The organism is Staphylococcus sp. mip270_02, from assembly GCF_054031535.1.
This window is the reverse complement of record NZ_CM132934.1, coordinates 2508674-2533775: the sequence shown is the minus strand read 5'-3', so window position 1 is coordinate 2533775 and position 25102 is coordinate 2508674. Positions and strand designations below refer to the sequence as shown.

Sequence of the window (25102 nt, the reverse complement as noted above, 5' to 3'; positions counted from 1 at the left end):
TGATTATACTATAAGAGTAGGGACTTATGTGCTTACCCTGTTTTTTTGTTATAATTTAAATGTAGATTTTGTTGTTGTTAAGGATTCCAAGACTCAACGTCAATAAAGCAATTGGAATAAAGCAAAAGTGAGTCATGATAATATTTTAAAAAAGGAGTTAAAAATTTGGTTAAAAATATTGGCCTTTATTTGTTTTTAATCGCTGGAAGTTTACACTCATTAGCTACCTTTTATTGGGCTTTTGATGGGGACTTAGGTTTAACAACAGTGGGATATTGGACAATAGAATTCAAACAAAATTATGGCGTGAAATTTCTTATAGTCCTATTATTTGTAGGTTTATTAAAACTAACTGCTACTTGGGCTCCAATTATGCTGATTTTCAAAGAAAACAAACTAATAAATATAATGTCTTATATAGGTGGTAGCTTTCTAATTGCTTATGGTAGTATGAACACAATAAGTGGATGGTTAAAATTATTAGGTGTTATCTCTGTTGATTTTAAGTTAAGTATTATAGGACAATCATTCATTTGGGACCCTTTATTTTTATTATGGGGTCTAGGGTTATTAATTTTCCTGAAGTCTAACAGTAAAATTCAATGATAATTTCCCTGTTAGATTTTGTAATAAATTAACTTCTCCTTTGGAAAGGGTGAGTGGATTAGAAGGTATTCGAGGAATTGGCTTTTGATTTTAGGTTTTAGAAGCGAATGAAACAAGTTTTTTCTTGTCTTGATACTATAAATTAAACCACCCACACATGTCACTGGGTGATTTTTGTTTATTTTCTTTTTATAAGGGTATAATCGAATAGTAACTTTTATTTACTAAATAGTATTTCCGACAGCCCACTGTATAAGTGGGGATTTTTATTTATACCTTGAAATAAATGTAATATTCTGATAAATTTAAGTAACTCATATAAATATGGTTTTATCTTTGTATGAGTTCTAGAGCATGTTTTGCACAAAATACACACTTCCCCACCTTTATGGCGGGGAATTTTTTATATCTACATTTATTATGAAGAAAATGGTTTGAGTAAAGTTAATCCGAAAGATATCATGGAGATAAAATAAATTGAAAAACTATACAAATACGCAAAAGCCCACCTAAATGAATAGGTGGGTATTTTTAAGAGCAAAAAAGGGCGAATTAATTATAAACTTGTACAAACCAACGGAATAAAAAAGTCATTATATATAGCATTAACCTTGATATATCAGTGTTTTTGTAAACGAATAAAAACATATAGAACGTAATGTTTTAAAGATAAAACTAATATAAAGAAAGACTACAATTCTAAATATAGAATTGTAGTTTTATAGTCACAGGAGGTCGTCCAAACAAGTTTTAAATGATCTCTCTTTATTCAATTTCTATTCGTTTGGTAGGTTTTACGTGTTGCTCATCTTTTTTCAAATTTAAGTGTAAGACGCCGTTATCATATTTTGCATTAATATTATTTTCGTCTACATTTGGCAATGTGTAAGTTCGATTTATATATGATGCATTTCTTTCTTGTCTAATAATATTTCCTTCTTGATCTGTTTCATTGTTTTCCTTAGATTGTTTAGCTTCTATATATAAAGTTTCTCCTTGATAATCCAAGTTGATATTTTCTTTTTGAATACCAGGTAACTCGATATCAAGAATATATTCTGAATCTGTTTCTTTAATGTCAGTGTTTGGAAAATTAGGAAAAATTGGTCTCGTAAAGTTTTCAAAAAATTTTGAAGGTGATAAATCAAAAAAGTTATTATTTGGTAATAGGTTACTCATAATAAAATTCCTCCTCTGATTTTTCAATTCTTAATTTTAGTATGGAAATTAAATTAAAGATTTAAATATCACAATTAAACTAAGAATATCGCCTCCTATAAATATTTTTATCATATGGTAATCAGAATGCTATATGATAAGTTTTAGTTAACTTTCCTTTTATTGTCGTTTAATGAATTTTTGAAAGTTTCATAATTTTCAAGATTCATATACTTATATAAATCAAAGTATTTCTTGTCTAATAGATTAGGTGATTTACCATATTTTAATTGTTGAACTACTTGATGTAAAATCATAATCATCACACTCCCACAAAGATTAAAAGTCTGAATCTTTGATTACCATATGATAATTTACACTTATTATATATCATGTTATATTTTATTTGTCAACAATAAATAAAAGGATTTTAGGAAGGGTGATTATTATGACAAATAAAACATTTAATTTAGAGACTTTTAATCATTACTTTAAAAACTTTCAAGAAAAATTGGCCACTGAAATATTTAATGTTTCTATTGATAGTGACATTAAAGAAGAATATGATAAATACATTTTGAAAGCTAAAATACCTAATTCGTCAAAAAATCTTTTGAACTTAAAATTCTTTAATAATATATTAACGCTTAGAGGAGAAAAATACGATCATTTAGAAAAAAAGAAGGTCCCTTTATTTGAACAATTTACTTTTAACAATGTTGATGTGCAGAATATTTATGCTGAATACAACAACGGTATTTTAGAAGTCAGATTACCTAAATTAATACCTGGTGAAGATGTTGTTCAAAGTATAGATGTGCATTAAATAAAGCCTCCCTCTGTTAAGGGAGGCTTTAAACATATTATCTATTTACCCTTACTCTAGTGTTTTAGATTAGTATGAAATAAGTGATTTTTACTTACCCAACTGTTTTATGTTATAATACTTTAAATTTAAAGGAGGTATTATCTATGTGTTCGAGTATTGCTGTTGTAGATTATAATTCTTTTCATTCGTAATAAGTAAGAGTGAAAGGAGATAAAGATATGGGTGTTGTTTCAATTTTTGTTATTAACCAAGTTCATTATATTTCAGACTAAACTACTGATCATAATGAACTTTGAAATCTGTTCGTTATGACAAATAAGGAGCAGAATATAATGAATAACAAAAACCCTAAAAACTCACAAAATTTTATAACATCTCAAAAATATATAAATGAGATATTAAAAGAAACAAACATAGGCATTGACGATAATATAATTGAAATTGGAACTGGAAAAGGGCACTTTACAAAATACATGTCCAATATAGCTAGATTTGTAACTGGTATAGAAATTGACAAGACTTTATATTGTATTTTAAAAAATGATATTGGTTCGTCAACTAATATTGAATTAGTGAACAAAGATATACTGATATATCATTTTCCTAAAAACAAACAGTATAAGGTGTTTGGCAGTGTTCCATATAATATAAGTACTGAAATAGTCAAAAAAATCTTATATGAAAGTAATGCTGAGTATAACTATCTTATTGTAGAATTCGGGTTTGCTAAACGAATTATGGATAAAAAAAGAGCATTAGCTTTATTACTTTTACCTAAAATTGATATTGAAATTTTAAAAGTAATTCCCAACTCTTATTTTCATCCGAAACCTAAAGTAGATTCAGCGTTAATCTTACTAAAGCAGCATAAATCTTTAATCTCAAAAAATGATGAAAATATATATCATTTTTTTGTGTATAAATGGGTAAATAAAGAATATAAACAGCTATTTACAAAGAATCAGTTTAATAAAGCGTTAAAACATGCAAAAGTACAAGATATAAATGAGATTTCAAAAGAACAATTTATATCAATTTTTTATAGTTATAAATTGTTCAATTAAATTCATAGAATATTTCAAAATCTCTCATGCTCTGTCCGCATATTTCATTGGGTGAGTATTATTTTAAAGTAGTATTAAATGAAAAAATGTGTTAAAATACACCTGAGGTTGGTGAATAACCGTTCTATTTACACATGTTAAGGCCTTCATTGAGGCGCCTCTTTATGAGGTGCCTTTTTTTATTTATGATTGTGCGCATGTCGTAGTGTGGCCTTCTATGAAATTATATCAATTTTGATTTAATATCATTTCCAACGTCACTCTTTATAGGTGGCGTTTTTTTATGTTAAAATACACCTACGCCATAACCTATTATCCTTGAAAGGCAGTTACAAACTGACAATAGGTATTTATTTAAAATTATTCTGGTCGCTACTCAATAATTTTAAAAATGTATAAGGTTATTTAACCACCTATACTAGTTACTAGGTGGTTAATTTTTCTTAATATTGAAATTGAAGGAATTTTTTGATAAATTAAATATAGGCTCTATAAGGAGCCACGTATCCTAATAATTCGACACTTTTATGCTCACTTATATTAGTGGGCATTTTTATGTTTATTAAATAATCATATGGGTATTTAATATCTATAACTCTTTTGCTAGATTAGTTATTGTATTCCATAAGTTAAAGACAGTCGTTAATTCGGCTGTCTTTTTTGTGGTATAATTCAAATGTAGATTTTTATGTCGTTAAGGGTTCCGAGACCTAACGTCAATAAAGCAATTGGAATAAAGCATAATTTCATGTTATCTTAAATGTAAAACTTATTTTACATATCAGGAGGGAATATGAAGAATCGAATAAAAGAATTCAGAAAAAAATTTTCTATTAGTCAAGACTATTTGGCAAAGAAATGTGATGTTAGCAGGCAAACAATAAATGCTATTGAAAATGATAGGTATGATCCTGAGTTAAAATTAGCATTTAAAATATCTAAAGTTTTTAAGAAGAAAGTTGAGGATATATTTGAATACAAAGCTTTATAAGAGTAATTATATTATTACTATGAAGGATATTGTAAAAGAAGATAATGAGATGCTTTATAAAAAGACAAAACCTTTAGAAATGCCATTAAGTGAAAATGAATTTATACTTTTGAATAATATGATGCTTTTTTTAAAAAATAGTCAAAATGAGCAAAAAAGTAAAAAGTATAATTTAAGACCTGGGGTTGGTCTATCAGCTAATCAATTAGGATTAGATAAAAAGATGTGCGCTATATATTTAGTAGATGAACATGGTGTAGAACATGAATATTTTTTTATAAACCCAAAAATTATACGAGAGTCTGTTCATAAAATTTACCTTCCACAAGGAGAAGGTTGTTTATCTGTAGATAGGCCTATTTATGGAATAGTACCTAGAAATGAGCGTATAACTGTTAAATATCAAAATTCATATGGGGAAGAAAAAATATTGAAGCTTAAAGGACATGCTTCAATTGTAGCTCAGCATGAAATAGATCATCTTAATGGAATAATGTTTTTTGAACGTATTGATAAAATAAATCCGTTAGTACCTCCTAATAATGCAACATCTATTTATTAAAGGAGTAACTATGGAATTTAGAAACGAATGAAACAAGGTTAAGAAATGGGAATCGTGATATAGACAATTTAACTTTAAAGACAACAGAAAAGCTATACGAATATGCAAAAGCCCACCTAAATGAATAGGTGGGTTGTTTTGTCATTTGGGTCCCTTAAAAGTCCCTAAAATTTAGTTTTATATAGTTAGTAATGTTAATGTCATATAGAAAGAATGCCGTCATTACAACATTCTTAATTTTAAAAAGTGTGTAATTATATCTTATAAGTCCCCTCGAAGGGAATCGAACCCCTATCTTAAGAACCGGAATCTTACGTGTTATCCATTACACTACGAGGGGATAAAAAACACATTACTCTAAGTGTACAAATCTAAATGCTTTCGGTCAATAAGAATAATTTAACTTTCATAAAAAAAATGAGCGTTATTTTTTGACCATGTTTGACTTTTGAGTTAAAATAAGTTTATCAATTAGAAATAAGGAGGCAATATTAATGAATTTAATACCTACAGTAATTGAAACAACAAACCGTGGGGAACGTGCCTATGACATTTACTCACGTTTATTAAAAGATCGTATTATTATGTTAGGTTCACAAATCGATGATAATGTAGCAAACTCTATTGTTTCTCAATTATTATTCTTACAAGCACAAGATGCTGAAAAAGATATCTATCTTTACATTAACTCACCAGGTGGTAGTGTAACTGCTGGTTTCGCAATTTATGATACAATCCAACACATCAAACCAGATGTACAAACGATTTGTATTGGTATGGCTGCGTCTATGGGTTCATTCTTACTTGCAGCTGGTGCAAAAGGCAAACGTTTTGCACTTCCAAACGCAGAAGTAATGATTCACCAACCATTAGGTGGTGCACAAGGGCAAGCTACAGAAATTGAAATTGCTGCTAACCACATTCTTAAAACGCGTGCTAAATTGAATCAAATTTTAGCAGAACGCACAGGTCAATCAATTGAAAAAATTGAAAAAGATACAGATAGAGATAATTTCTTATCTGCTGAAGAAGCAAAAGAATATGGTTTAGTTGACCAAGTGATGGTTCCTGAATCATAGTATTACAAATTGTGAGGTTATCGACAAGCCGTAAATAGAGTTGCAAAGCTTGTTTTTATGTAGTCCGGGACGTAAATAGTTGTCCCGGACTTTTTTATGTGCATTTATTTTAATAGTGATGTTTTATGAATTAAACCACTGAAATATTTACTGTTTATAAATATTGATATTAAGTAAATTCACATAAAAAGATACAATAAATGAAAAACCAACCAAATGCATAGATAGCACTTGACTGGTTTTTCGAAAAGTATATTAAGAATCTTGGAATGTATTACTTTTGGAAGAATTTTTACTGTTAAAGAAAAGTTTTAGTGCAAATGCAGTAACAACGATTCCAAAAACGATTAAAAAGGATGAAATAATGAGCATCGGCGTGGATTTTTCAAATGCAAAGCCACCGTTTAGTAACAAGAGTAAACCAGAGATTAAAAGTAATACATGTGTTAAACGATCATGTTTCATTTTAAAATTCAGTCCTATTCAATTAATGTACTAGATCTTCTAAAGCAATTTTTAAATCTGGATATTTAAATTTAAAGTCAATTGCCTGTAATTTGTTAGGGATGACCTTTTGAGTATCAAGAATAACTGTAGACATTTGACCTAAGATAATTCGTAATGCTAATGACGGGACCCATGTATAATGTGGGCGATGTGACACACGCGCAAGAGTGTAGCCAAATAAATTTTGATGTTCAACGATTGGCGCAGTAAAATTAAATACGCCTTGTGCATCTTCAGTGTTAATAGTATGGAGAATTGCTCTAGTTAAATCGTCAATGTGTATCCAAGAATACCACTGTCTTCCTGAACCAATCTTACCACCAACATAGAATTCATATGGCAGTTTCATCATTGGTAAAGCACCACCTTCATTAGATAGAATCATACCAAATCTACCTATAACTACACGTGTACCTAATGATTCGAATTGACGAGCAAGACGCTCCCATTGATAGACTACTTCTGATAAGAAATCAAATGGTAATGTTTTGTATAGTTCAGTATATGTGCGATATAAATCGGGTTTGTAATAACCGACAGCACTTGCGTTGAAGAATACTGAAGGTTTTTGTTCGCGACCATCAAATAATTCAAATAAGGCTTGAGTTGATTGTAAACGACTCACCATAATTTTTTGTTTATAGCTTTTAGTCCAACGCTTATTTAAACTCGCACCCGCAAGATTGATAACGATATCTATGTCAGGTACTTGTGCTTCCCAATTAGGTTTTGACCAATTTACATAAGTAATTTTGGGATGCGATGTTGTTCTGTCTTGTCTTGTTAAAATTGTAATATGTGCGTCACTTTGGACAATAGCTTCTACTAATTGTGTACCGACCATCCCCGTGCCGCCTGTAATTAAATAGTTTTTCATTTTATCACCTCATAAATAGTAATGCCTAATGTTGCAATGATTTTAAGCGAAACAATCGCATCGCATTTGAAGGTCATAATTTTTTCAAAGATTGTTCAAGAATATGTCATTTACTTACCTTAAGAAGTATTTAAAATAAAGGAGGTTCCATTTATAATAAAAGTACCTTCGATATTAATTAATCATCTCTTAATTATTTCGAGTATACCCCATAATATACTAACGAAGGTAAAATTTTGACTCCCTTTAGTAGTGAGGCTGGGACATAACTATGTGTCTCAGCCTTAAATGCGTTATTGTGAGAGGCTAATTAGATATTTATAATTATCTTTTATTGCCACTCACATTTTTGTATGGAGGTATAAAGGGAGTTACAAAAGCTCCTTGCAGAAGCTTCCTTTATGTGCCCCCCCAATCCTAAATATATGTTAACGCAATTTGCAGAATATAACTATTTTTTTACTTGTTATTCCTCTTGAAAAAGGGAGTAAGGTAGAAGTTGATACTTCTATCTATAGAAATAATACAATAAAGCCAAAAAGACTAATTAATATTAAAGCAATAAAGGTTATGAATGTAACACGTGATTTCGCATGTGCTTTTGTTTTATGATTTTCATTTTCAAGCATAATTTTTCTAAGACCGTTATTGGTATTCTTTGAGTGTTGATCTAAGTCATCAAATAGTTCATGTTTTTTCAATTTAGAACACATCCTGTTATGATAATAGATATAAGGTAATCTTTTTTTATTACTTTCACAAAAGTATTGAAAGTGTAGATAAAATTAGATTAGTATTAAAGCGAATCTTAAAATTTTATCATACACATGTATTTTACTATATATATGACTTTAAGATAACAACTAGGTTAAAAAATTAGTTAATAAGTTTAATTAGCATATGAAATAGTGTAAAATATATATTTGATATTGAACGCATATACGGTTTTTATAAATGTATGATATAAATTGAAGTGAGGGGAGCATATGCCAAAGCATAATCAAAATAATAACTTTGATGACCAAGATAATAAGAAAATGAGTGGTTTTGCAAAAATAGTTAGTGGAGTAATTGTATTACTGTTAGTAGGCGGACTCATATTTGCCATTTTTGCATTTGTAGATCATTCCAATAAAGCTAACGAACGTTTAGCAGATCAGAAACAAGAAGAAAAAAAGAAACAAAAAGAGAAAACAAAAGAAGAAAAAGAGAAGAAAAAGAAATCTACTGAAGAATCTCAACAGACACAACAAACGCAACAGACACAACAAACACAGCAGACGCAACAAGCTCCTCAAACGCAGCAAACACAGCAGACTCAACAAAGAACTAGACAACCTGCTACGGCTGAACGTACAACAGAAGAAAAGAAAACCCCAGAAAAAACAAAAGAAGCAACAACTGAGGAAAGAACTACGGAAGAAAGAACTACTGAAGAGCAAACAACAGAAGAAAAAACGACAGAAGAAAAAACACCAGAGCCTTCCACTGAAGAAAAAACAAGAGAACCATCAACTGAGCAAAAAACATCTGAGCCTACTACAGAGCAAAGAACAAGCCAAAGAAGCGCACAAAATAGCTCGCAAAGCAACACACAAGAGAGATCATCACAAAATAATACTTCAAATAGAAGCGCACAAACATCTGAGGAAGACTAAAATACAGTTGTATAAGGATGCGTCAATTCATTTGTTAATGTTGAAAAGCCGGACTGATTATTTATCAGTCCGGCTTTGTTTATATAAAAAGCATTTCACAAATTAATGTTAACTATAATTAGTTAGAAATAACTGTACCTAATGTCATTTCTGTAACATAGCTGTTTTGGATATCAATTTTGATATTGTTACTATTTAAAATATAGTGAACAGATTGACCTTTACCTGTATTAACAACTATACCTTATACCCACACTTTAGGAAGTTGTTTTAAAAAAATTGGTTTTTCTTAATTGAGGATTTAGCTTGTAGTGTTTTGTTAATAGCAAATTTCATTAATTTTTGATTATATACTTTAATTTCTTTTGAATAGTTTTGATAACTTAAAGCACTCGAGTAACAGTATAAATATTGTAACCATTAATTTTAATGTTATTGTGCTTTACAACATTTTTAAAATTGGAATCTAATATAAAGTTAGCGTTATAACCAATCTTATTGGAGTAATTGTAGCGTAGTTTTACCGTTGCCTTTGCAACGTTACTTTGTGATGCAAATTGTGTTGTTGTAGCGCCTAGTAATGTGCTTAAGGTGATTCCGACAGCTAAAATAACTTTTATAAATGTTTCGTTTTTAAAGACTTTCTTAATACTTTTATGATTATATGGCTTATAACCTTATTGACATAAAAGCGTTGCTACAAGATCACAAGTGAGTTACATGGATTTTGGAGAATTTTGATTAGGCTAGTAAAATTTTTATCTAAGAGAGGGGAATATTAAAATAAGTTAAGTTGTAATAAGAGAATAAAGAATAAACTGCCACATAGCTTAAGGCACTATACAACAGTTAAGAATATATAAGCATTATAATGAATTGAGAAGTTATAATTTAGATAGAAGCATTTATTATTAAAGGATAGATTCTATGTGAAGGCTATTATAATAAGGAATCAATAGTATAGTAATTGAACGATGAAATATGACTTGTAATTATCATTTTCGAAAATGTGATTTTAAAATAAAAAACTGAGTAAGTAAGATACTAACGAAAATATAATAATTAAAGTAAAACAACCGCCAAAACACCCTAAGGGACCACAACCGCAGCCGATATGTTTTGTGTAATTTAAAGATTGGTGACGTTTGTTTGTAGGAATGCCTTGATTTTTCTTATTAAAGTAATCCTTATCTTTATAACGTTGATCATCTGGGTCAATGACTTCTGGATTATTATTATTAGACATGGTCTCTCTCCTTGATTTTTTAATATATATTCATTTTAAAGATTTAATACATAGTATTCAATTAGAGTTGTTCATTGTAGTGATAAGGGTTGAACAAAATGTGACGAACTCATTTATCCAATTATTTAAGGAATAATGATTAACAAATTATATAGCGGGTAAATTGTTACTGTACGCAGATTGAAAATATATGATTCAACAGTAAATTTAGCTGATGAAATATAAGCTATTTTTGCTTGCAATTTCAAAACGATAGTAGTATTATTGCAAATATAAGAGGTTATATTTTTTTGTCCCACTAGGGACGGAAAAAGTCAATCTATGGTTAGAACTTGACCCTTTATAAAGAAACGGAGGAGGATAGTAGTGAAGGATTTGATAAAAGTTCAACAAAAGCTTGTGCCAGAAATTGTTGAAAAAATGTATCGTCGTTTCTCGATTCTCACTACTATTTCAAAGCATCAACCCGTAGGTAGACGTAGTTTAAGTGAATATATGGATTTGACAGAACGTGTGCTTCGTTCTGAAACAGACACCCTAAAGAAACAGGATTTAATTAAAGTTAAACCCACAGGTATGGAAATAACAGAAGCAGGTGCGGCAACCGTCAGACAATTAAATGGTTATTTTAATGTATATTCTGATGACCATCATCTTGCCCAAGTTATTAAAGAACAGTATGGAATCAAAGAAGTCTATGTCATACCAGGAGATTCAGACGCTGATCAAACGGTAAAGATTGAATTATCCCGTCAGGCAGGACAATTAGTTGAGGATGTACTTTACGAAAATGCAATTGTTGCAGTAACAGGTGGTTCAACAATGGCCTATGTTAGTGAAGCGATGCATCATCAGCCATACAATGCGTTTTTCGTTCCTGCTAGGGGCGGACTTGGCGAAAATGTTGTTTATCAAGCAAACACTATTGCAGCTAGCATGGCACAGCAGACAAATGGTGATTACACAACATTATATGTACCAGACAACGTAAGTGAAACGACATATAATACACTTATGTTAGAACCATCCGTAATCCAGACGCTAGAAAAAATCAAACAATCCAATATTACAATCCATGGCATTGGTGATGCGCTGAAGATGGCGCGAAGACGTCAATCACCTAATGAAGTTATAGAAAAACTTCAACATCACAATGCCTCGGGAGAAGCATTTGGATATTATTTCGATGATCAAGGTGAAATCGTCCACAAAGTGAAAACGATTGGACTTCAGTTAGAAGATCTTGAATCGAAAAAGTTTATTTTTGCTGTAGCAGGGGGTAAATCAAAAGGAGAAGCAATTAAAGCTTATCTTTCAATTGCTCCTAAAAACACTGTACTAATTACAGATGAAGGTGCAGCAAAAGCAATCGCAAACAATAGTAATAAAAAGTGATAACACTTTTTAAATATCATTTATTAAAGGAGGCCATTATAATGGCAGTAAAAGTAGCAATTAATGGTTTTGGTAGAATTGGTCGTTTAGCATTCAGAAGAATTCAAAACGTTGATGGAATTGACGTAGTAGCAGTAAATGACTTAACAGATGACGAAATGTTAGCACATTTATTAAAATATGACACTATGCAAGGACGCTTCACAGGAGAAGTTGAAGTTGAAAATGACGGTTTCCGCGTAAACGGACAAGAAGTTAAATCATTCTCTGAGCCAGACCCAAGCAAATTACCTTGGAAAGACTTAGATATCGATGTTGTATTAGAATGTACTGGTTTCTTCGCTGATAAAGAAAAAGCAGAAGCACACATCAATGCTGGTGCTAAAAAAGTATTAATCTCTGCTCCAGCTACTGGCGATTTAAAAACAATCGTTTACAACACGAACCACCAAGAATTAGATGGTTCAGAAACAGTTGTTTCAGGTGCTTCATGTACGACTAACTCATTAGCTCCTGTTGCTAAAGTGTTAAACGATGACTTCGGTTTAGTAGAAGGTTTCATGACTACTATCCACGCATACACTGGTGACCAAAGCACACAAGATGCGCCACACAGAAAAGGCGACAAACGTCGTGCGCGTGCAGCTGCTGAAAACATCATCCCTAACTCAACTGGTGCTGCTAAAGCAATTGGCTTAGTAATTCCTGAAATTGATGGTAAATTAGACGGCGGTGCACAACGTGTGCCTGTAGCAACTGGTTCATTAACTGAATTAACAGTTGTTTTAGAGAAAAATGTAAACATTGAAGATGTAAATGCTGCAATGAAAAATGCTTCAAACGAATCATTCGGTTACACTGAAGACGAAATCGTTTCTTCAGACGTAATCGGTATGACTTACGGTTCATTATTTGATGCAACACAAACACGTGTAATGACTGTTGGCGACCGTCAATTAGTTAAAGTAGCAGCTTGGTACGATAACGAAATGTCTTACACTTCACAATTAGTACGTACATTAGAACACTTAGCAACTCAAGCTAAATAATTCGATGTAAAATTGATTTAGCAAGCGCATTGTGCTGTTAAATTTAAACAATATGCTTAGGAGTAAGCGGGGAGCACAACGCTTCTCCGCTTATTTTAATTTATTGTTCCATTTAGAGGAGGAAGCTTACATGGCTAAAAAAATTGTAACTGACTTAGAATTAAAAGGTAAAACTGTACTTGTTCGTGCTGATTTTAACGTACCGATGAAAGATGGAGAAATTACTGATGATAATCGTATCGTCCAAGCATTACCAACAATTCAATATATTATTGAACAAGGTGGCAAAATTGTATTATTCTCTCATTTAGGTAAAGTAAAAGAAGAAAGCGACAAAGCAGAATTAACTTTAAAACCAGTAGCTGATGCATTAACGGAAAAATTAGGTAAAACTGTTACTTTTGTACCTGAAACACGTGGTGAAACATTAGAACAATCTGTTAAAGATCTTAATGAAGGTGACGTCTTATTAGTCGAAAATACTCGTTTTGAAGATGTAGATGGTAAAAAAGAATCTAAAAACGATCCTGAATTAGGTAAATACTGGGCTTCACTTGGTGATGTATTCGTAAATGATGCTTTTGGTACAGCACATCGTGAACATGCATCAAATGTAGGTATTGCAGCTAACTTAGAAACAGTAGCAGGATTCTTAATGGAAAAAGAAATAAAATATATTGGTGGCGTAGTTGAAAACCCTGATAAACCTGTAGTTGCAATTCTTGGTGGCGCAAAAGTTTCTGACAAAATTGGCGTTATTACAAATTTATTGAAAATTGCAGATAAAGTACTTATCGGTGGCGGTATGTCATATACATTCTTTAAAGCACAAGGTAAAGAAATCGGCTTATCTTTATTAGAAAAAGATAAAGTTGACTTTGCTAAAGAATTATTAGACCGTGCTGGCGATCAAATCGTATTACCGGTTGATTGTAAAGTCGCTAAAGAATTTTCAAATGATGCAGAGATCACAGAAGTAACTGTAGATAATATCCCAGCTGATCAAGAAGCGATGGATGTTGGACCGAAAACAGTTGAATTATTCAAAGAGCATTTACAAGGCGCACATACTGTAGTATGGAATGGACCAATGGGTGTATTTGAATTAAGTAACTTTGCTAAAGGTACGATTGGCGTTTGTGAAGCAATCGCTGAATTGAAAGATGCTAATACTATTATTGGCGGTGGCGATTCAGCTGCTGCAGCTATTTCATTAGGTTATGCAGATGACTTTAGTCATATCTCAACTGGTGGCGGCGCATCATTAGAATATCTTGAAGGCAAAGAGCTACCTGGCGTAGTTGCAATTGCTAACAAATAACCGCACGACTAGAAACAGCAACCCATGATTATAAATAGGCAATATTTAATCATAATTTACTAATAGGAGTGTATTATAATGAGAAAACCAATTATCGCAGGTAACTGGAAAATGAACAAAACTGTTCAAGAAGCAAAAGATTTTGTAAATGAATTACCAACATTACCAGATACTAAAGAAGTAGAATCTGTTATTTGTGCACCAACAATTCAATTAGACGCATTAGTAACGTTAGTTAATGAAGGTAAAGCACAAGGCTTACAAATTGGTGCACAAAATGCATATTTCGAAGACAATGGTGCTTTCACTGGTGAAACTTCTCCAGTAGCATTAGCTGACTTAGGTGTTAAATACGTTGTTATCGGTCACTCAGAACGTCGCGAAATCTTCCATGAAACAGATGAAGAAATTAACAAAAAAGCGCATGCAATTTTTAACCATGGTATGACTCCAATCATCTGTGTTGGTGAAACTGACGAAGAACGCGAAAGCGGCAAAGCAAATGAAGTTGTTGGAAACCAAGTTAAGAAAGCAGTAGAAGGTTTATCTGAAGAACAACTACAACAAGTTGTTATCGCATATGAACCAATTTGGGCTATCGGTACTGGTAAATCATCAACAGCTAAAGATGCAAATGAAATGTGTGCATTTGTAAGACAAACAGTTGCAGAATTATCTAGCCAAACTGTAGCAGAAGCAACACGTATTCAATATGGCGGTAGTGTTAAACCTAACAACATTGAAGAATACATGGCAGAATCAGACATCGATGGTGCTTTAGTAGGTGGCGCATCACTTAAAGTGGATGATTTTGTACAATTGTTAGAAGGTGCAAAATAATATGGCGAAACAACCAACTGCATTAATTATTTTAGATGGTTTTGCAAACAGAGAGAGCGAGCACGGTAATGCTGTAAAACTAGCTAATAAACCTAATTTTGACCGTTATTATAGTAAGTATCCAACAACACAAATCGAAGCAAGTGGTTTAGATGTTGGCCTACCAGACGGCCAAATGGGTAATTCAGAAGTTGGGCATATGAATATTGGTGCTGGACGTATTGTTTATCAAAGTTTGACACGTATCAATAAATCAATTGAAGATGGAGATTTCTTTGAAAATGATGTGTTAAATAGCGCTATACAACATGTTAAAGGTAATGATTCAGTACTACATGTTTTTGGTCTATTATCAGACGGCGGTGTACACAGTCATTATCAGCATCTTTTTGCTTTATTAGAATTAGCTAAAAAACAAGGCGTTGGAAAAGTTTATGTTCACGCATTTTTAGATGGACGTGACGTTGATCAAAAATCAGCATTGAAATATATAGAAGAAACTGAAGCTAAATTTAATGAACTTGGCATTGGCCAATTTGCTTCTGTATCTGGACGTTATTACGCAATGGATCGTGATAAACGTTGGGATAGAGAAGAAAGAGCATATAATGCTATCCGTAATTTTGGTGGAGAGACATTTGAATCAGCAAAAGCTGGCGTTGAAGCTAACTATGCTAAAGATTTAACAGATGAATTTGTAGAACCATTTATCATTGAAGACCAAAATGAAGGTGTTAATGATGGCGATGCAGTAATCTTCTATAACTTCCGTCCAGATAGAGCAGGACAACTTTCTGAAGTGTTTACAGATAAAGCATTTGACGGTTTTAAAGTGGAACAAGTCAAAGATTTATTCTATGCAACATTTACAAAATACAACGACAACGTAGATGCAGAAATTGTTTTTGAAAAAGTCGATTTAACTAATACAATCGGTGAAGTTGCACAAGATAATGGTTTGAAACAATTACGTATTGCTGAAACAGAAAAATTTCCACATGTGACTTATTTCATGAGTGGTGGTCGCAATGATGAATTCGAAGGCGAACGTCGTCGTTTAATTGATTCACCTAAAGTTGCAACTTATGACCTTAAACCAGAAATGAGTGCATATGAAGTAAAAGATGCTTTAATCGAGGAGTTAAATAAAGGTGACCTAGATTTAATCTTATTAAACTTTGCAAACCCTGACATGGTTGGACATAGTGGTATGTTAGAACCGACGATTAAAGCTATTGAAGCCGTAGACGAATGTTTAGGTGAGGTTGTTGATAAAATAACTGAAATGGGTGGTCATGCAATTATAACTGCTGATCACGGTAATTCAGATATGGTATTAACTGACGATGAGCAACCTATGACTACACATACAACTAATCCAGTTCCAGTAATTGTTACAAAAGATGGTGTGACATTACGTGAAACAGGTCGTCTTGGTGACTTAGCACCAACATTATTAGATTTATTAAATGTAAATCAACCAGAAGACATGACTGGTGAATCATTAATAAATCACTAATTTAATGAATTAAAATATAGAGTGAAAATTGATGCTATAAATTTAGTATAGAAGCGTTTCTTATTCTGACAATTTATAGCATCTATAAACAACACAAGAGAATTAAATTACTTTGTATTTATAGTATTTAAAGCTATAATGAAGATGAAATTTAATATTTCTAAACTACTTATTTATAAAGGAGATTATAAACATGCCAATTATTACAGATGTTTACGCTCGCGAAGTCCTAGACTCACGTGGTAACCCAACAGTTGAAGTAGAAGTATTAACAGAGAGTGGCGCTTTTGGTCGCGCATTAGTTCCATCAGGTGCGTCTACTGGTGAACATGAAGCAGTAGAATTACGTGACGGTGATAAATCACGTTACTTAGGTAAAGGTGTTACTAAAGCAGTTGACAATGTTAACGAAATTATCGCACCAGAACTTATCGAAGGTGAATTTTCGGTATTAGAACAAGTATCAATCGATAAAATGATGATTCAATTAGACGGTACTGAAAACAAAGGTAAATTAGGCGCTAACGCTATTCTTGGTGTTTCTATTGCAGTAGCACGTGCAGCAGCTGATTTACTTGGACAACCACTTTACAAATATTTAGGTGGATTTAACGGTAAACAATTACCTGTACCAATGATGAACATTGTTAACGGTGGTTCTCACTCAGATGCTCCTATCGCATTCCAAGAATTTATGGTATTACCTGTAGGCGCAGAAACATTTAAAGAATCGTTACGTTGGGGAGCTGAAATCTTCCACAACTTAAAATCAATCCTTAAAGACCGTGGTTTAGAAACAGCAGTAGGCGACGAAGGTGGCTTTGCACCTAAATTTGAAGGTACTGAAGATGCTGTTGAAACAATCTTAGAAGCGATTAAAGCAGTTGGTTTAGAGCCAGGTAAAGACGTATTCTTAGGCTTCGACTGTGCTTCTTCAGAATTCTTTGAAGACGGCGTTTATAACTACGCTAAATTCGAAGGTGAAAATGGTGCGAAACGTAACGCTGAAGAACAAGTTGACTACTTAGAAGAATTAGTTAATAAATATCCAATTATCACTATTGAAGATGGTATGGATGAAAATGACTGGGACGGCTGGAAAGTATTAACAGATCGTATCGGTGACAAAGTACAATTAGTTGGTGACGATTTATTCGTTACAAACACAGTTAAATTATCTGAAGGTATCGAAAAAGGTATCGGTAACTCAATTTTAATCAAAGTTAACCAAATTGGTACATTAACAGAAACATTTGACGCTATTGAAATGGCTCAAAAAGCTGGTTACACTGCAGTTGTATCTCACCGTTCAGGTGAAACAGAAGATACTACAATTTCTGACATCGCTGTTGCAACTAACGCTGGTCAAATCAAAACTGGTTCATTATCAAGAACTGACCGTATTGCAAAATACAACCAATTATTACGTATTGAAGATGAATTATACGAAACAGGCAAGTTTGACGGACTTAAATCTTTCTATAACTTATCTAAATAATATAGTTTTAAAATTTAAGAGTTCACGCGCTAACACGCAAGTCTTTATGACTTGCGTGTTTTTTAAAGTCCTACTTACTCAATTGAAAATTGAGTTTAGTAGGACTTATGCAATAGCAAAGCTATTGTAAACAGTGGAATCTTGTTCCAGATTCAAATCGAAATTGTTAAAAAGGCAGTAGCTGACTGGATTGAAAATTAAAATGCTCTTTCTTGTGTGTTGAGTTAATGCTATTTAAGTATGAGCTTTAGCTCAGATGAATCCTTTATCCATTTCAATCTTAGTCATCTTTGCCGGGGTGGGACGACGAAATCATTTTTAAAATAAATTAGATTTCTGTCCCACTCCCTAGTAGGACTTATGCAATAGCAAAGCTATTGTATACTAGAAACTACCTTGTTTATATGTAACATAAAAACTAAAAACATATTACTATAGCATATGGTTTTAGTTTACTTATTTACTTAAATTGTTCATCTTTCACTATGAAACTGATATAATTGTAAGTGTAAATTATAGAAGGAGTCTCAACTCATTATGGATGTAAAACCAAAGTCAAAAGAAATTAAGACAGCACATCTGATTGCATATAGTTCATTAATTATTGCTATACTTTATGCCGTACATTTATTTTTAGTGTTAGATGATAGTGTAATAAAACAGTTATTATCTAATAGTGGACAAAAAACATCAGAAAACGCTGTTGGCACAATTAAAAATAGTTTTCAGTTTACAGGGATTATGTATATCTTAGCGAACTTAGCGGGTATCTTTGCAATTTGGAATAGACACAGCTATTTATGGTGGTTCATGTTTGCAGTATTCGCATCGCAAATTTTGTATAATATAATTAATATTGGTGCAGTTTATCGCGCAATATTAGATGTGAAATCAAGCTTAAACTTATTACCACTAACATTAGTATTAGTGATATCATTTGTACTCGGCGTATACATGTTAATCGTTTCAATAGTTCGTAAGAGTACATTCAATAGATAGAAGTTTGCTAAAGATAACGAACGTATGATATAATGCGTTTCGTATATGATGAATGGAGGACAATTTTCATGCATACATTAATAATAGTACTTTTGATTTTAGATTGTATTGCATTAGTAACTGTTGTGTTACTCCAAGAAGGTAAAAGTAATGGACTATCAGGTGCAATCAGTGGTGGCGCCGAACAGTTATTTGGTAAACAAAAGCAACGCGGTATTGATTTATTCTTGCATAGATTAACAATTGTATTGTCTATCATTTTCTTCTTGTTAATGTTAGGCATAAGTTATTTTGGTTTATAAGGTCCGACAATGTTAAAGTCGGGCTTTTTTATTTATAATAGACATGTTGAGTTTAAATGAATAGTGAAATATTCAAGTATAGATAAATATAGTAATATTGTAATTAAAAGCATAAACGAAAGGATTGAATACAATGCAGATGAAACTTCCAGAGCCATTCTTTTTTGAAGAAGGGAATAGAGCAGTGTTGTTATTGCATGGTTTTACAGGAAATTCCTCAGATGTAAGACAATTAGGTCGATTCTTACAAAAAAAAGGTTATACATCTTACGCACCACAATATGAAGGGCATGCAGCACCACCTGAAGAAATTTTAAAATCAAGTCCTTTTGTATGGTTAAAAGATGCCTTAGATGGCTATGATTTTTTAGTAGACAAAGGTTATGATGAAATTGTTGTAGCTGGTTTGTCACTGGGTGGTTGCTATGCTTTAAAATTAAGCTTAAACAGAGATGTAAAGGGTATTGTAACTATGTGCTCTCCTATGTATATTAAGACTGAGGGCGCTATGTTTGAAGGGGTTTTACAATATGCCCGTAATTTTAAAAAGTATGAAGGTAAAGATGAAGCCACAATTCAAAAAGAAATGGACAATTTCAAACCAACAGATACTTTAAAAGAATTACAAGGTCAAATTGAAGATGTAAGAGAACACATTGATGAAGTGATGGATCCGTTATTAGTTATTCAAGCAGAGCAAGATCAAATGATCAATACAGATTCTGCAAACATTATATACAATGAGAGCGAATCTGATGATAAAGATATTAAATGGTATGCAAATTCAGGACATGTCATTACGATAGACAAAGAGAAAGAATTAGTATTCGAAGACGTCTACAATTTCTTAGAATCATTAGATTGGTCTAATTAAAATATAAATATTTAAAAATAGAAAGGAGGGGCATAATGAATTTAAAGCAATCCATTGAAGAAATTATAAAACAACCAGATTATGAACCAATGTCTGTGTCTGATTTTCAAGATGCATTAGGTTTAAATAGTGCCGACTCATTTAGAGACTTAATTAAGGTGCTTGTTGAATTAGAACAAACAGGTTTAATTGAACGTACAAAAACAGATAGATATCAACGTAAGGAATCACAAAAATCCAAACAACCAAAATTGATAAAAGGTAAACTTAGCCAGAATAAAAAAGGCTTTGCATTCTTACGTCCAGAAGTAGAGGACATGGATGACATCTTTATCCCACCTACAAAGATAAATAGAGCTATGGACGGTGATACAGTCCTAGTTGAGGTACACCAATCTAAAGGGGATCATAAAGGTAAAGTTGAAGGCGAAGTTAAAACTATAGAAACACATTCAGTCACTCAAGTGGTTGGTACCTACAGTGAAGCACGTCATTTCGGTTTTGTATTACCTGATGATAAACGAATTATGCAAGATATCTTTATTCCAAAAGGTCAAAACCTTGGAGCCGTGGATGGTCACAAAGTGCTCGTACAAATTACAAAATATGCTGATGGTACAGATAATCCAGAAGGTATCGTTTCAGCAATTTTAGGTCACAAGAATGACCCAGGTGTAGATATCTTATCAATAATTTATCAACACGGTATTGAAATTGAATTTCCAGACAACGTTTTAGCAGAGGCTGAAGCTGTTCCAGATCATATTGAATCATCAGAAATTGCAGGTCGTCATGACTTACGTGATGAATTGACAATTACTATTGATGGCGCAGATGCAAAAGATTTAGATGATGCTATTAGCGTTAAAAAATTAAGTAACGGTAATACACAATTAACAGTAAGCATTGCAGATGTAAGTTACTATGTAACTGAAGGTTCAGCATTAAATGAAGAAGCCTATAGCCGTGCAACAAGTGTTTATTTAGTTGATCGTGTAATTCCAATGATTCCGCATCGTTTAAGTAACGGTATCTGTTCATTAAATCCTAAAGTAGATAGATTGACCTTAAGTTGTCAAATGGAGCTTAATGAACGTGGTGAAGTTGTTAAACATGAAATTTTTGATAGTGTAATTCATTCAAATTATCGTATGACTTATGATGAAGTAAATGAAATTATAACGGATCAAAACGCTGAAACTCGTAATAAATATAGTGAAGTTACACCGATGCTTGATTTAGCACAAGACTTGTCGCAACGTTTAATTAATATGAGAAAACGCCGTGGTGAAATTGATTTCGATATTGATGAAGCCAAAGTACTTGTCAATGAGGAAGGTATCCCAACTGACGTTCAATTAAGAAAACGTGGTGAAGGTGAACGCCTAATCGAATCATTTATGTTAGCTGCTAATGAAACAATTGCTGAACATTTTGATCGTTTAGAAGTACCATTTATTTATCGTGTCCATGAGCAACCTAAATCAGAACGTCTACGTCAATTCTTTGACTTTGTAACTAATTTTGGTTTAATGATTAAAGGGACAGGAGAAGACATTCACCCATCAACTTTACAAAAGATCCAGCAAGAAGTTGAGGGTCAACCAGAACAAATGGTTATTTCAACGATGATGTTACGTTCAATGCAACAAGCACGTTATGATGATGTGAACTTGGGTCATTTTGGTTTATCAGCAGAGTATTACACGCATTTCACATCACCGATACGTAGATATCCTGATTTAATTGTGCATAGATTAATTCGCAAGTACATTGTAGAACAGTCTATGGACAGAAAAGAGAAAAACAAATGGGAAGAAGCGTTACCTGAAATTGCTGAACATACGTCACAAAGAGAACGTAGAGCGATAGAAGCTGAACGTGACACAGATGAACTGAAGAAAGCCGAATATATGGTACAACATATTGGCGAAGAGTTCGAAGGTATAATTAGTTCAGTTGCTAACTTTGGTATGTTTATTGAATTGCCAAATACAATTGAAGGTATGGTACATGTAACCAACATGACAGATGACTATTATCATTTTGATGAACGTCAAATGGCTATGATTGGTGAACGCCAAGCTAAAGTATTCCGTATAGGCGATCCTGTAGAAATCAAAGTAATCAATGTTGATGTTGATGAACGTATGATTGATTTCCAAATTGTAGGTATGCCAGTACCTAAAAATGAACGTGGCCAAAGACCTTCTCGTGGTAAGACGATTCAAGCTAATCCGCGTGGTAAATCATCAGACAAATCAAAAGATGATCGAAACAGTAAAGGCAACCGTACGAAGCAGAAACAACGTAAAGGTAAAAACAAACGTAATAATGGGAAACAAGAACAAGGTAATACAAAACACAAACCATTTTACAAAGATAAAAAAGTGAAAAATAAAGCGCGCAAGAAGAAAAAATAACTCAACAAAGAGGTGAAACTCAATGCCAAAGAAAAAATCACCAGGAACACTAGCAGAAAATCGTAAAGCAAGACATGATTATAATATTGAAGATACGATTGAAGCGGGCATTGTGTTACAAGGAACAGAAATTAAATCGATCCGCCGAGGAAGTGCAAATCTTAAAGATAGTTATGCACAAGTCAACCGTGGTGAAATGTATTTAAATAATATGCATATTGCACCTTATGAAGAAGGTAACCGATTTAACCATGACCCACGTCGTTCACGTAAGCTATTATTGCACAAACGTGAAATTATAAAACTAGGTGAACGTACACGTGAAGTTGGTTATTCAATTGTTCCATTGAAGCTCTATCTCAAACACGGTCACTGCAAAGTCTTATTAGGTGTTGCTCGAGGTAAGAAGAAATATGATAAACGCCAAGCTTTAAAAGAAAAAGCAGTACAACGTGATGTAGCTAGAGAGATGAAAGCCCGTTATTGAGCGGATATATTGCCAAAGATGATAATCTTTGGTAATATAATATGTGCTTTCTGAAAAAGCTTAGTAGTTACTGTATAGTCATTATAAAGTCATTACGAAGTCAGCAGAAAGTACATTTAATATTATTCTGGGGGCGTTTTTGGATTCGACAGGGGTTCCATGAGCTAGTTAAGCGTGTCGGAGGGCTGTCTCCGTCACCAACACACACAGTTATAATAACTGGCAAAGAAAACAATAATTTCGCAGTAGCTGCGTAATAGCACTCTGCATCGCCTAACGGTATCTCCTATGTACCGTTAACGCGATTCAACCTATAGTAGGATATGCTAGGCACTGCCGTTTGAAGTCTGCCTAGAAGAGATTAATCAAACTAGCATAATGACGGATGTCTATCACCTCCCATTATGCGAAACCTATTGATAGACTACGCACGTAGAAGTGCTAGTATCAGAACCTCTGGACGCGGGTTCGAATCCCGCCGTCTCCATATAAGAAAAGCCTATGACTTAAATGGTCATAGGCTTTTTATTTTGTTGTCCCAATATTGTCCCAGTTTTGCTCTATTGTAGAAAAAAGATACTACCTAAAATAGGCAGTGTGATTATTTAATAATTTTACTAATGATATATCATTGATAGATACATATAAATTAAAATCATATCTACTATTATTAATAATATTCCAATCATTAACTTTCATTATTTATCATCTTTGAAAAACATAAGAAATCTAAAAATAAAGAGACAGAAATCGAAATACTTTTAGGGATTGGTTATTTTAATAAACATTTCAATAAATATATTAGTGAAAACAAATCACTTTGTTTAGTTGTTCAAAATCATTATAGAGTAGATGATTTATTATTAGTGAAAACAAAGTATTTATATATAGAGTCAAAGAAATTAAATGAATACAAAAGTTATCCTGTTTAGATTATTAGGTGATTGTTAAATTGATATTACCATTATAAAAAATACTGGGGTAATAAATAACTATCAACTTGTTTTAGGTACATGTAATGTTAAATCTAATAAACATACATGTTTGGATGATAAGAAGTATACAGATGGAGTGATATCCGCTGTAATAAGCGTTAGTAAACCATGCTATAGAAACTATATTAAAACGTGTGGCAAAGGCAGTAGAATATGTATGAGTAATGAAAAAGCTACTGTAAAAGAATTTATATTGAATTATCACAATACAATAGATAATAACGTTACACGTGATGAAGATGTTGACATTGACGACTTCTTTAATGTGAATTATCAAACAGAAACTTATGAGATAGATAATAGCAATGTTGAAGATGTGATATTTTTCAATGAATTAGAAACAGTTGATTTAGCAAGTCTTGATATACAATTAAGATATATTATAATTAAATTTTGTCTAGATATAGAACATTCAGCAAAATTAAAAATTTTAAGGTATATTACAAGACTTAATGATAAAGATGGATATGAAGTGGTTGGGGGTTTTTTTAATCATGTAAAAGCGAATTCAAATATAAAAAATCCTTATAAAAAAATGTTGAAATATTTAAAATATGGTTCGTATAGAGAATTAGATTACGATAAATATGAGCAAAATACTCCTATATGGTTTTTAATAGAATATTTACAGTTTGGTGATTTATGTTGGTTTATCGAATTTCTTCATAATGAATATAATATTAATGAATTTAAACAATTAAGCAAAATATTAAGAATTGTTAAAAATATAAGGAATAAATCTGTTCATAATACACCAATTTTAAATAATATTGTTTCAATAAATCAAATTAATGGGAATGATAAAAATGTTTAAATAACTCAA

At 32.2% G+C, this 25102-nt stretch carries 27 protein-coding genes, 1 tRNA gene and 1 other RNA gene; 21 read left to right on the top strand and 8 right to left on the bottom strand.

Features of this window, described 5'->3' with window-relative positions:
- Positions 1-165 precede the first annotated feature (165 nt).
- Positions 166-606 (top strand): DUF3995 domain-containing protein, encoded by a 441-nt coding sequence (locus ACW5YJ_RS12080; protein WP_318755338.1) that lies wholly within the window; start codon positions 166-168, stop codon positions 604-606.
- 765 nt (positions 607-1371) lie between these two features.
- Here ACW5YJ_RS12080 and ACW5YJ_RS12075 read toward each other — a convergent pair.
- Positions 1372-1785 (bottom strand): Hsp20/alpha crystallin family protein, encoded by a 414-nt coding sequence (locus ACW5YJ_RS12075; protein ID WP_318755339.1) that lies wholly within the window; start codon positions 1783-1785, stop codon positions 1372-1374.
- A gap of 143 nt (positions 1786-1928) precedes the next feature.
- Positions 1929-2081, bottom strand: a complete 153-nt coding sequence (locus ACW5YJ_RS12070; protein WP_318755340.1) for a hypothetical protein — start codon at positions 2079-2081, stop codon at positions 1929-1931.
- 131 nt (positions 2082-2212) lie between these two features.
- On the opposite strand from ACW5YJ_RS12070, the gene ACW5YJ_RS12065 reads away from it, so the two are divergent.
- From ACW5YJ_RS12065 to def, 5 genes are all read left to right on the top strand, one after another.
- Entirely contained in the window at positions 2213-2590 is a 378-nt protein-coding gene (locus tag ACW5YJ_RS12065) for an Hsp20/alpha crystallin family protein (RefSeq protein ID WP_371094540.1), read from the top strand.
- Between the two features lie 221 nt (positions 2591-2811).
- Positions 2812-2865, top strand: coding sequence for an erythromycin resistance leader peptide (locus tag ACW5YJ_RS12060; RefSeq protein WP_107558414.1), 54 nt, complete (start codon positions 2812-2814; stop codon positions 2863-2865).
- 60 nt (positions 2866-2925) lie between these two features.
- Entirely contained in the window at positions 2926-3657 is a 732-nt protein-coding gene (gene erm / locus ACW5YJ_RS12055) for a 23S ribosomal RNA methyltransferase Erm (protein ID WP_318755342.1), read from the top strand.
- A 793-nt stretch (positions 3658-4450) separates the two neighbouring features.
- Positions 4451-4648: a helix-turn-helix transcriptional regulator gene (locus tag ACW5YJ_RS12050; RefSeq protein WP_107558410.1), complete on the top strand. Its 198-nt coding sequence runs from the start codon at positions 4451-4453 to the stop codon at positions 4646-4648.
- Between the two features lie 19 nt (positions 4649-4667).
- Positions 4668-5210, top strand: a complete 543-nt coding sequence (def, locus tag ACW5YJ_RS12045) for a peptide deformylase (protein ID WP_457338203.1) — start codon at positions 4668-4670, stop codon at positions 5208-5210.
- A 268-nt stretch (positions 5211-5478) separates the two neighbouring features.
- Here def and ACW5YJ_RS12040 read toward each other — a convergent pair.
- Positions 5479-5550, bottom strand: a tRNA-Arg gene (locus tag ACW5YJ_RS12040).
- 154 nt (positions 5551-5704) lie between these two features.
- On the opposite strand from ACW5YJ_RS12040, the gene clpP reads away from it, so the two are divergent.
- A complete protein-coding gene (gene clpP, locus ACW5YJ_RS12035) occupies positions 5705-6289 on the top strand; it encodes an ATP-dependent Clp endopeptidase proteolytic subunit ClpP (RefSeq protein ID WP_017722486.1) in 585 nt (194 codons plus the stop codon).
- Positions 6290-6544: 255 nt separating this feature from the next.
- Here clpP and ACW5YJ_RS12030 read toward each other — a convergent pair whose 3' ends face one another.
- The 3 genes from ACW5YJ_RS12030 to ACW5YJ_RS12020 form a co-directional block, all read right to left on the bottom strand.
- On the bottom strand, positions 6545-6754 hold the full coding sequence (locus tag ACW5YJ_RS12030; RefSeq protein WP_017722485.1) for a hypothetical protein: 210 nt from the start codon (positions 6752-6754) through the stop codon (positions 6545-6547).
- A 22-nt stretch (positions 6755-6776) separates the two neighbouring features.
- Positions 6777-7673, bottom strand: coding sequence for a TIGR01777 family oxidoreductase (locus ACW5YJ_RS12025; protein WP_017722484.1), 897 nt, complete (start codon positions 7671-7673; stop codon positions 6777-6779).
- A gap of 512 nt (positions 7674-8185) precedes the next feature.
- Positions 8186-8374, bottom strand: coding sequence for a hypothetical protein (locus ACW5YJ_RS12020; RefSeq protein ID WP_017722483.1), 189 nt, complete (start codon positions 8372-8374; stop codon positions 8186-8188).
- A 285-nt stretch (positions 8375-8659) separates the two neighbouring features.
- On the opposite strand from ACW5YJ_RS12020, the gene ACW5YJ_RS12015 reads away from it, so the two are divergent.
- Positions 8660-9331: a DUF4887 domain-containing protein gene (locus ACW5YJ_RS12015; protein ID WP_017722482.1), complete on the top strand. Its 672-nt coding sequence runs from the start codon at positions 8660-8662 to the stop codon at positions 9329-9331.
- A gap of 383 nt (positions 9332-9714) precedes the next feature.
- Here the strand turns inward: ACW5YJ_RS12015 and isaB are convergent, their stop codons facing one another.
- Together isaB and ACW5YJ_RS12005 are read right to left on the bottom strand one after the other, a co-directional pair.
- Positions 9715-9942 carry an immunodominant staphylococcal antigen IsaB family protein gene (isaB, locus tag ACW5YJ_RS12010; RefSeq protein WP_428843761.1) on the bottom strand — a complete coding sequence of 76 codons (228 nt, stop codon included), beginning with the start codon at positions 9940-9942 and terminating at the stop codon, positions 9715-9717.
- 404 nt (positions 9943-10346) lie between these two features.
- Positions 10347-10577 carry a hypothetical protein gene (locus tag ACW5YJ_RS12005; protein WP_119604168.1) on the bottom strand — a complete coding sequence of 77 codons (231 nt, stop codon included), beginning with the start codon at positions 10575-10577 and terminating at the stop codon, positions 10347-10349.
- 366 nt (positions 10578-10943) lie between these two features.
- Here ACW5YJ_RS12005 and ACW5YJ_RS12000 point away from each other — a divergent pair, with 366 nt between their 5' ends.
- The 13 genes from ACW5YJ_RS12000 (at position 10944) to ACW5YJ_RS11940 (ending at position 25093) form a co-directional block, all read left to right on the top strand.
- On the top strand, positions 10944-11972 hold the full coding sequence (locus tag ACW5YJ_RS12000; protein ID WP_017722480.1) for a sugar-binding transcriptional regulator: 1029 nt from the start codon (positions 10944-10946) through the stop codon (positions 11970-11972).
- 41 nt (positions 11973-12013) lie between these two features.
- Complete coding sequence (gene gap, locus ACW5YJ_RS11995; RefSeq protein WP_017722479.1) at positions 12014-13021, top strand: type I glyceraldehyde-3-phosphate dehydrogenase; 1008 nt, start codon at positions 12014-12016, stop codon at positions 13019-13021.
- Positions 13022-13151: 130 nt separating this feature from the next.
- Positions 13152-14342: a phosphoglycerate kinase gene (locus ACW5YJ_RS11990; RefSeq protein WP_017722478.1), complete on the top strand. Its 1191-nt coding sequence runs from the start codon at positions 13152-13154 to the stop codon at positions 14340-14342.
- 78 nt (positions 14343-14420) lie between these two features.
- Positions 14421-15182 (top strand): triose-phosphate isomerase, encoded by a 762-nt coding sequence (gene tpiA, locus ACW5YJ_RS11985; protein WP_017722477.1) that lies wholly within the window; start codon positions 14421-14423, stop codon positions 15180-15182.
- Between the two features lies 1 nt (position 15183).
- Positions 15184-16701, top strand: a complete 1518-nt coding sequence (gene gpmI / locus ACW5YJ_RS11980; protein WP_017722476.1) for a 2,3-bisphosphoglycerate-independent phosphoglycerate mutase — start codon at positions 15184-15186, stop codon at positions 16699-16701.
- Positions 16702-16894: 193 nt separating this feature from the next.
- Positions 16895-18199 carry a surface-displayed alpha-enolase gene (gene eno / locus ACW5YJ_RS11975; RefSeq protein ID WP_017722475.1) on the top strand — a complete coding sequence of 435 codons (1305 nt, stop codon included), beginning with the start codon at positions 16895-16897 and terminating at the stop codon, positions 18197-18199.
- A gap of 537 nt (positions 18200-18736) precedes the next feature.
- Positions 18737-19198, top strand: coding sequence for a hypothetical protein (locus tag ACW5YJ_RS11970; protein ID WP_017722474.1), 462 nt, complete (start codon positions 18737-18739; stop codon positions 19196-19198).
- A 68-nt stretch (positions 19199-19266) separates the two neighbouring features.
- Positions 19267-19500 carry a preprotein translocase subunit SecG gene (gene secG, locus ACW5YJ_RS11965; protein ID WP_017722473.1) on the top strand — a complete coding sequence of 78 codons (234 nt, stop codon included), beginning with the start codon at positions 19267-19269 and terminating at the stop codon, positions 19498-19500.
- 133 nt (positions 19501-19633) lie between these two features.
- The gene (locus ACW5YJ_RS11960; protein ID WP_017722472.1) at positions 19634-20374 is read left to right on the top strand and encodes an alpha/beta hydrolase; all 741 of its coding nucleotides are present in this window, start codon (positions 19634-19636) and stop codon (positions 20372-20374) included.
- Positions 20375-20409: 35 nt separating this feature from the next.
- On the top strand, positions 20410-22797 hold the full coding sequence (rnr, locus tag ACW5YJ_RS11955) for a ribonuclease R (RefSeq protein WP_171916035.1): 2388 nt from the start codon (positions 20410-20412) through the stop codon (positions 22795-22797).
- A gap of 22 nt (positions 22798-22819) precedes the next feature.
- Positions 22820-23284, top strand: coding sequence for an SsrA-binding protein SmpB (smpB, locus tag ACW5YJ_RS11950; protein WP_017722470.1), 465 nt, complete (start codon positions 22820-22822; stop codon positions 23282-23284).
- A 129-nt stretch (positions 23285-23413) separates the two neighbouring features.
- Positions 23414-23774: a transfer-messenger RNA gene (gene ssrA, locus ACW5YJ_RS11945) on the top strand.
- A 662-nt stretch (positions 23775-24436) separates the two neighbouring features.
- Complete coding sequence (locus ACW5YJ_RS11940) at positions 24437-25093, top strand: Abi family protein (protein ID WP_457338202.1); 657 nt, start codon at positions 24437-24439, stop codon at positions 25091-25093.
- Positions 25094-25102: the final 9 nt, after the last annotated feature.

Bases quoted from the DNA above. Each gene is read 5' to 3' on its own strand.
- ACW5YJ_RS12075 (WP_318755339.1), bottom strand. From the start codon at position 1,785: ATGAGTAACCTATTACCAAATAATAACTTTTTTGATTTATCACCTTCA.
- ACW5YJ_RS12070 (WP_318755340.1), bottom strand. From the start codon at position 2,081: ATGATTTTACATCAAGTAGTTCAACAATTAAAATATGGTAAATCACCT.
- ACW5YJ_RS12065 (WP_371094540.1), top strand. From the start codon at position 2,213: ATGACAAATAAAACATTTAATTTAGAGACTTTTAATCATTACTTTAAA.
- erm (WP_318755342.1), top strand. From the start codon at position 2,926: ATGAATAACAAAAACCCTAAAAACTCACAAAATTTTATAACATCTCAA.
- ACW5YJ_RS12050 (WP_107558410.1), top strand. From the start codon at position 4,451: ATGAAGAATCGAATAAAAGAATTCAGAAAAAAATTTTCTATTAGTCAA.
- def (WP_457338203.1), top strand. From the start codon at position 4,668: ATGAAGGATATTGTAAAAGAAGATAATGAGATGCTTTATAAAAAGACA.
- clpP (WP_017722486.1), top strand. From the start codon at position 5,705: ATGAATTTAATACCTACAGTAATTGAAACAACAAACCGTGGGGAACGT.
- ACW5YJ_RS12030 (WP_017722485.1), bottom strand. From the start codon at position 6,754: ATGAAACATGATCGTTTAACACATGTATTACTTTTAATCTCTGGTTTA.
- ACW5YJ_RS12025 (WP_017722484.1), bottom strand. From the start codon at position 7,673: ATGAAAAACTATTTAATTACAGGCGGCACGGGGATGGTCGGTACACAA.
- ACW5YJ_RS12015 (WP_017722482.1), top strand. From the start codon at position 8,660: ATGCCAAAGCATAATCAAAATAATAACTTTGATGACCAAGATAATAAG.
- ACW5YJ_RS12005 (WP_119604168.1), bottom strand. From the start codon at position 10,577: ATGTCTAATAATAATAATCCAGAAGTCATTGACCCAGATGATCAACGT.
- gap (WP_017722479.1), top strand. From the start codon at position 12,014: ATGGCAGTAAAAGTAGCAATTAATGGTTTTGGTAGAATTGGTCGTTTA.
- ACW5YJ_RS11990 (WP_017722478.1), top strand. From the start codon at position 13,152: ATGGCTAAAAAAATTGTAACTGACTTAGAATTAAAAGGTAAAACTGTA.
- tpiA (WP_017722477.1), top strand. From the start codon at position 14,421: ATGAGAAAACCAATTATCGCAGGTAACTGGAAAATGAACAAAACTGTT.
- gpmI (WP_017722476.1), top strand. From the start codon at position 15,184: ATGGCGAAACAACCAACTGCATTAATTATTTTAGATGGTTTTGCAAAC.
- eno (WP_017722475.1), top strand. From the start codon at position 16,895: ATGCCAATTATTACAGATGTTTACGCTCGCGAAGTCCTAGACTCACGT.
- ACW5YJ_RS11970 (WP_017722474.1), top strand. From the start codon at position 18,737: ATGGATGTAAAACCAAAGTCAAAAGAAATTAAGACAGCACATCTGATT.
- secG (WP_017722473.1), top strand. From the start codon at position 19,267: ATGCATACATTAATAATAGTACTTTTGATTTTAGATTGTATTGCATTA.
- ACW5YJ_RS11960 (WP_017722472.1), top strand. From the start codon at position 19,634: ATGCAGATGAAACTTCCAGAGCCATTCTTTTTTGAAGAAGGGAATAGA.
- rnr (WP_171916035.1), top strand. From the start codon at position 20,410: ATGAATTTAAAGCAATCCATTGAAGAAATTATAAAACAACCAGATTAT.
- smpB (WP_017722470.1), top strand. From the start codon at position 22,820: ATGCCAAAGAAAAAATCACCAGGAACACTAGCAGAAAATCGTAAAGCA.
- ACW5YJ_RS11940 (WP_457338202.1), top strand. From the start codon at position 24,437: ATGAGTAATGAAAAAGCTACTGTAAAAGAATTTATATTGAATTATCAC.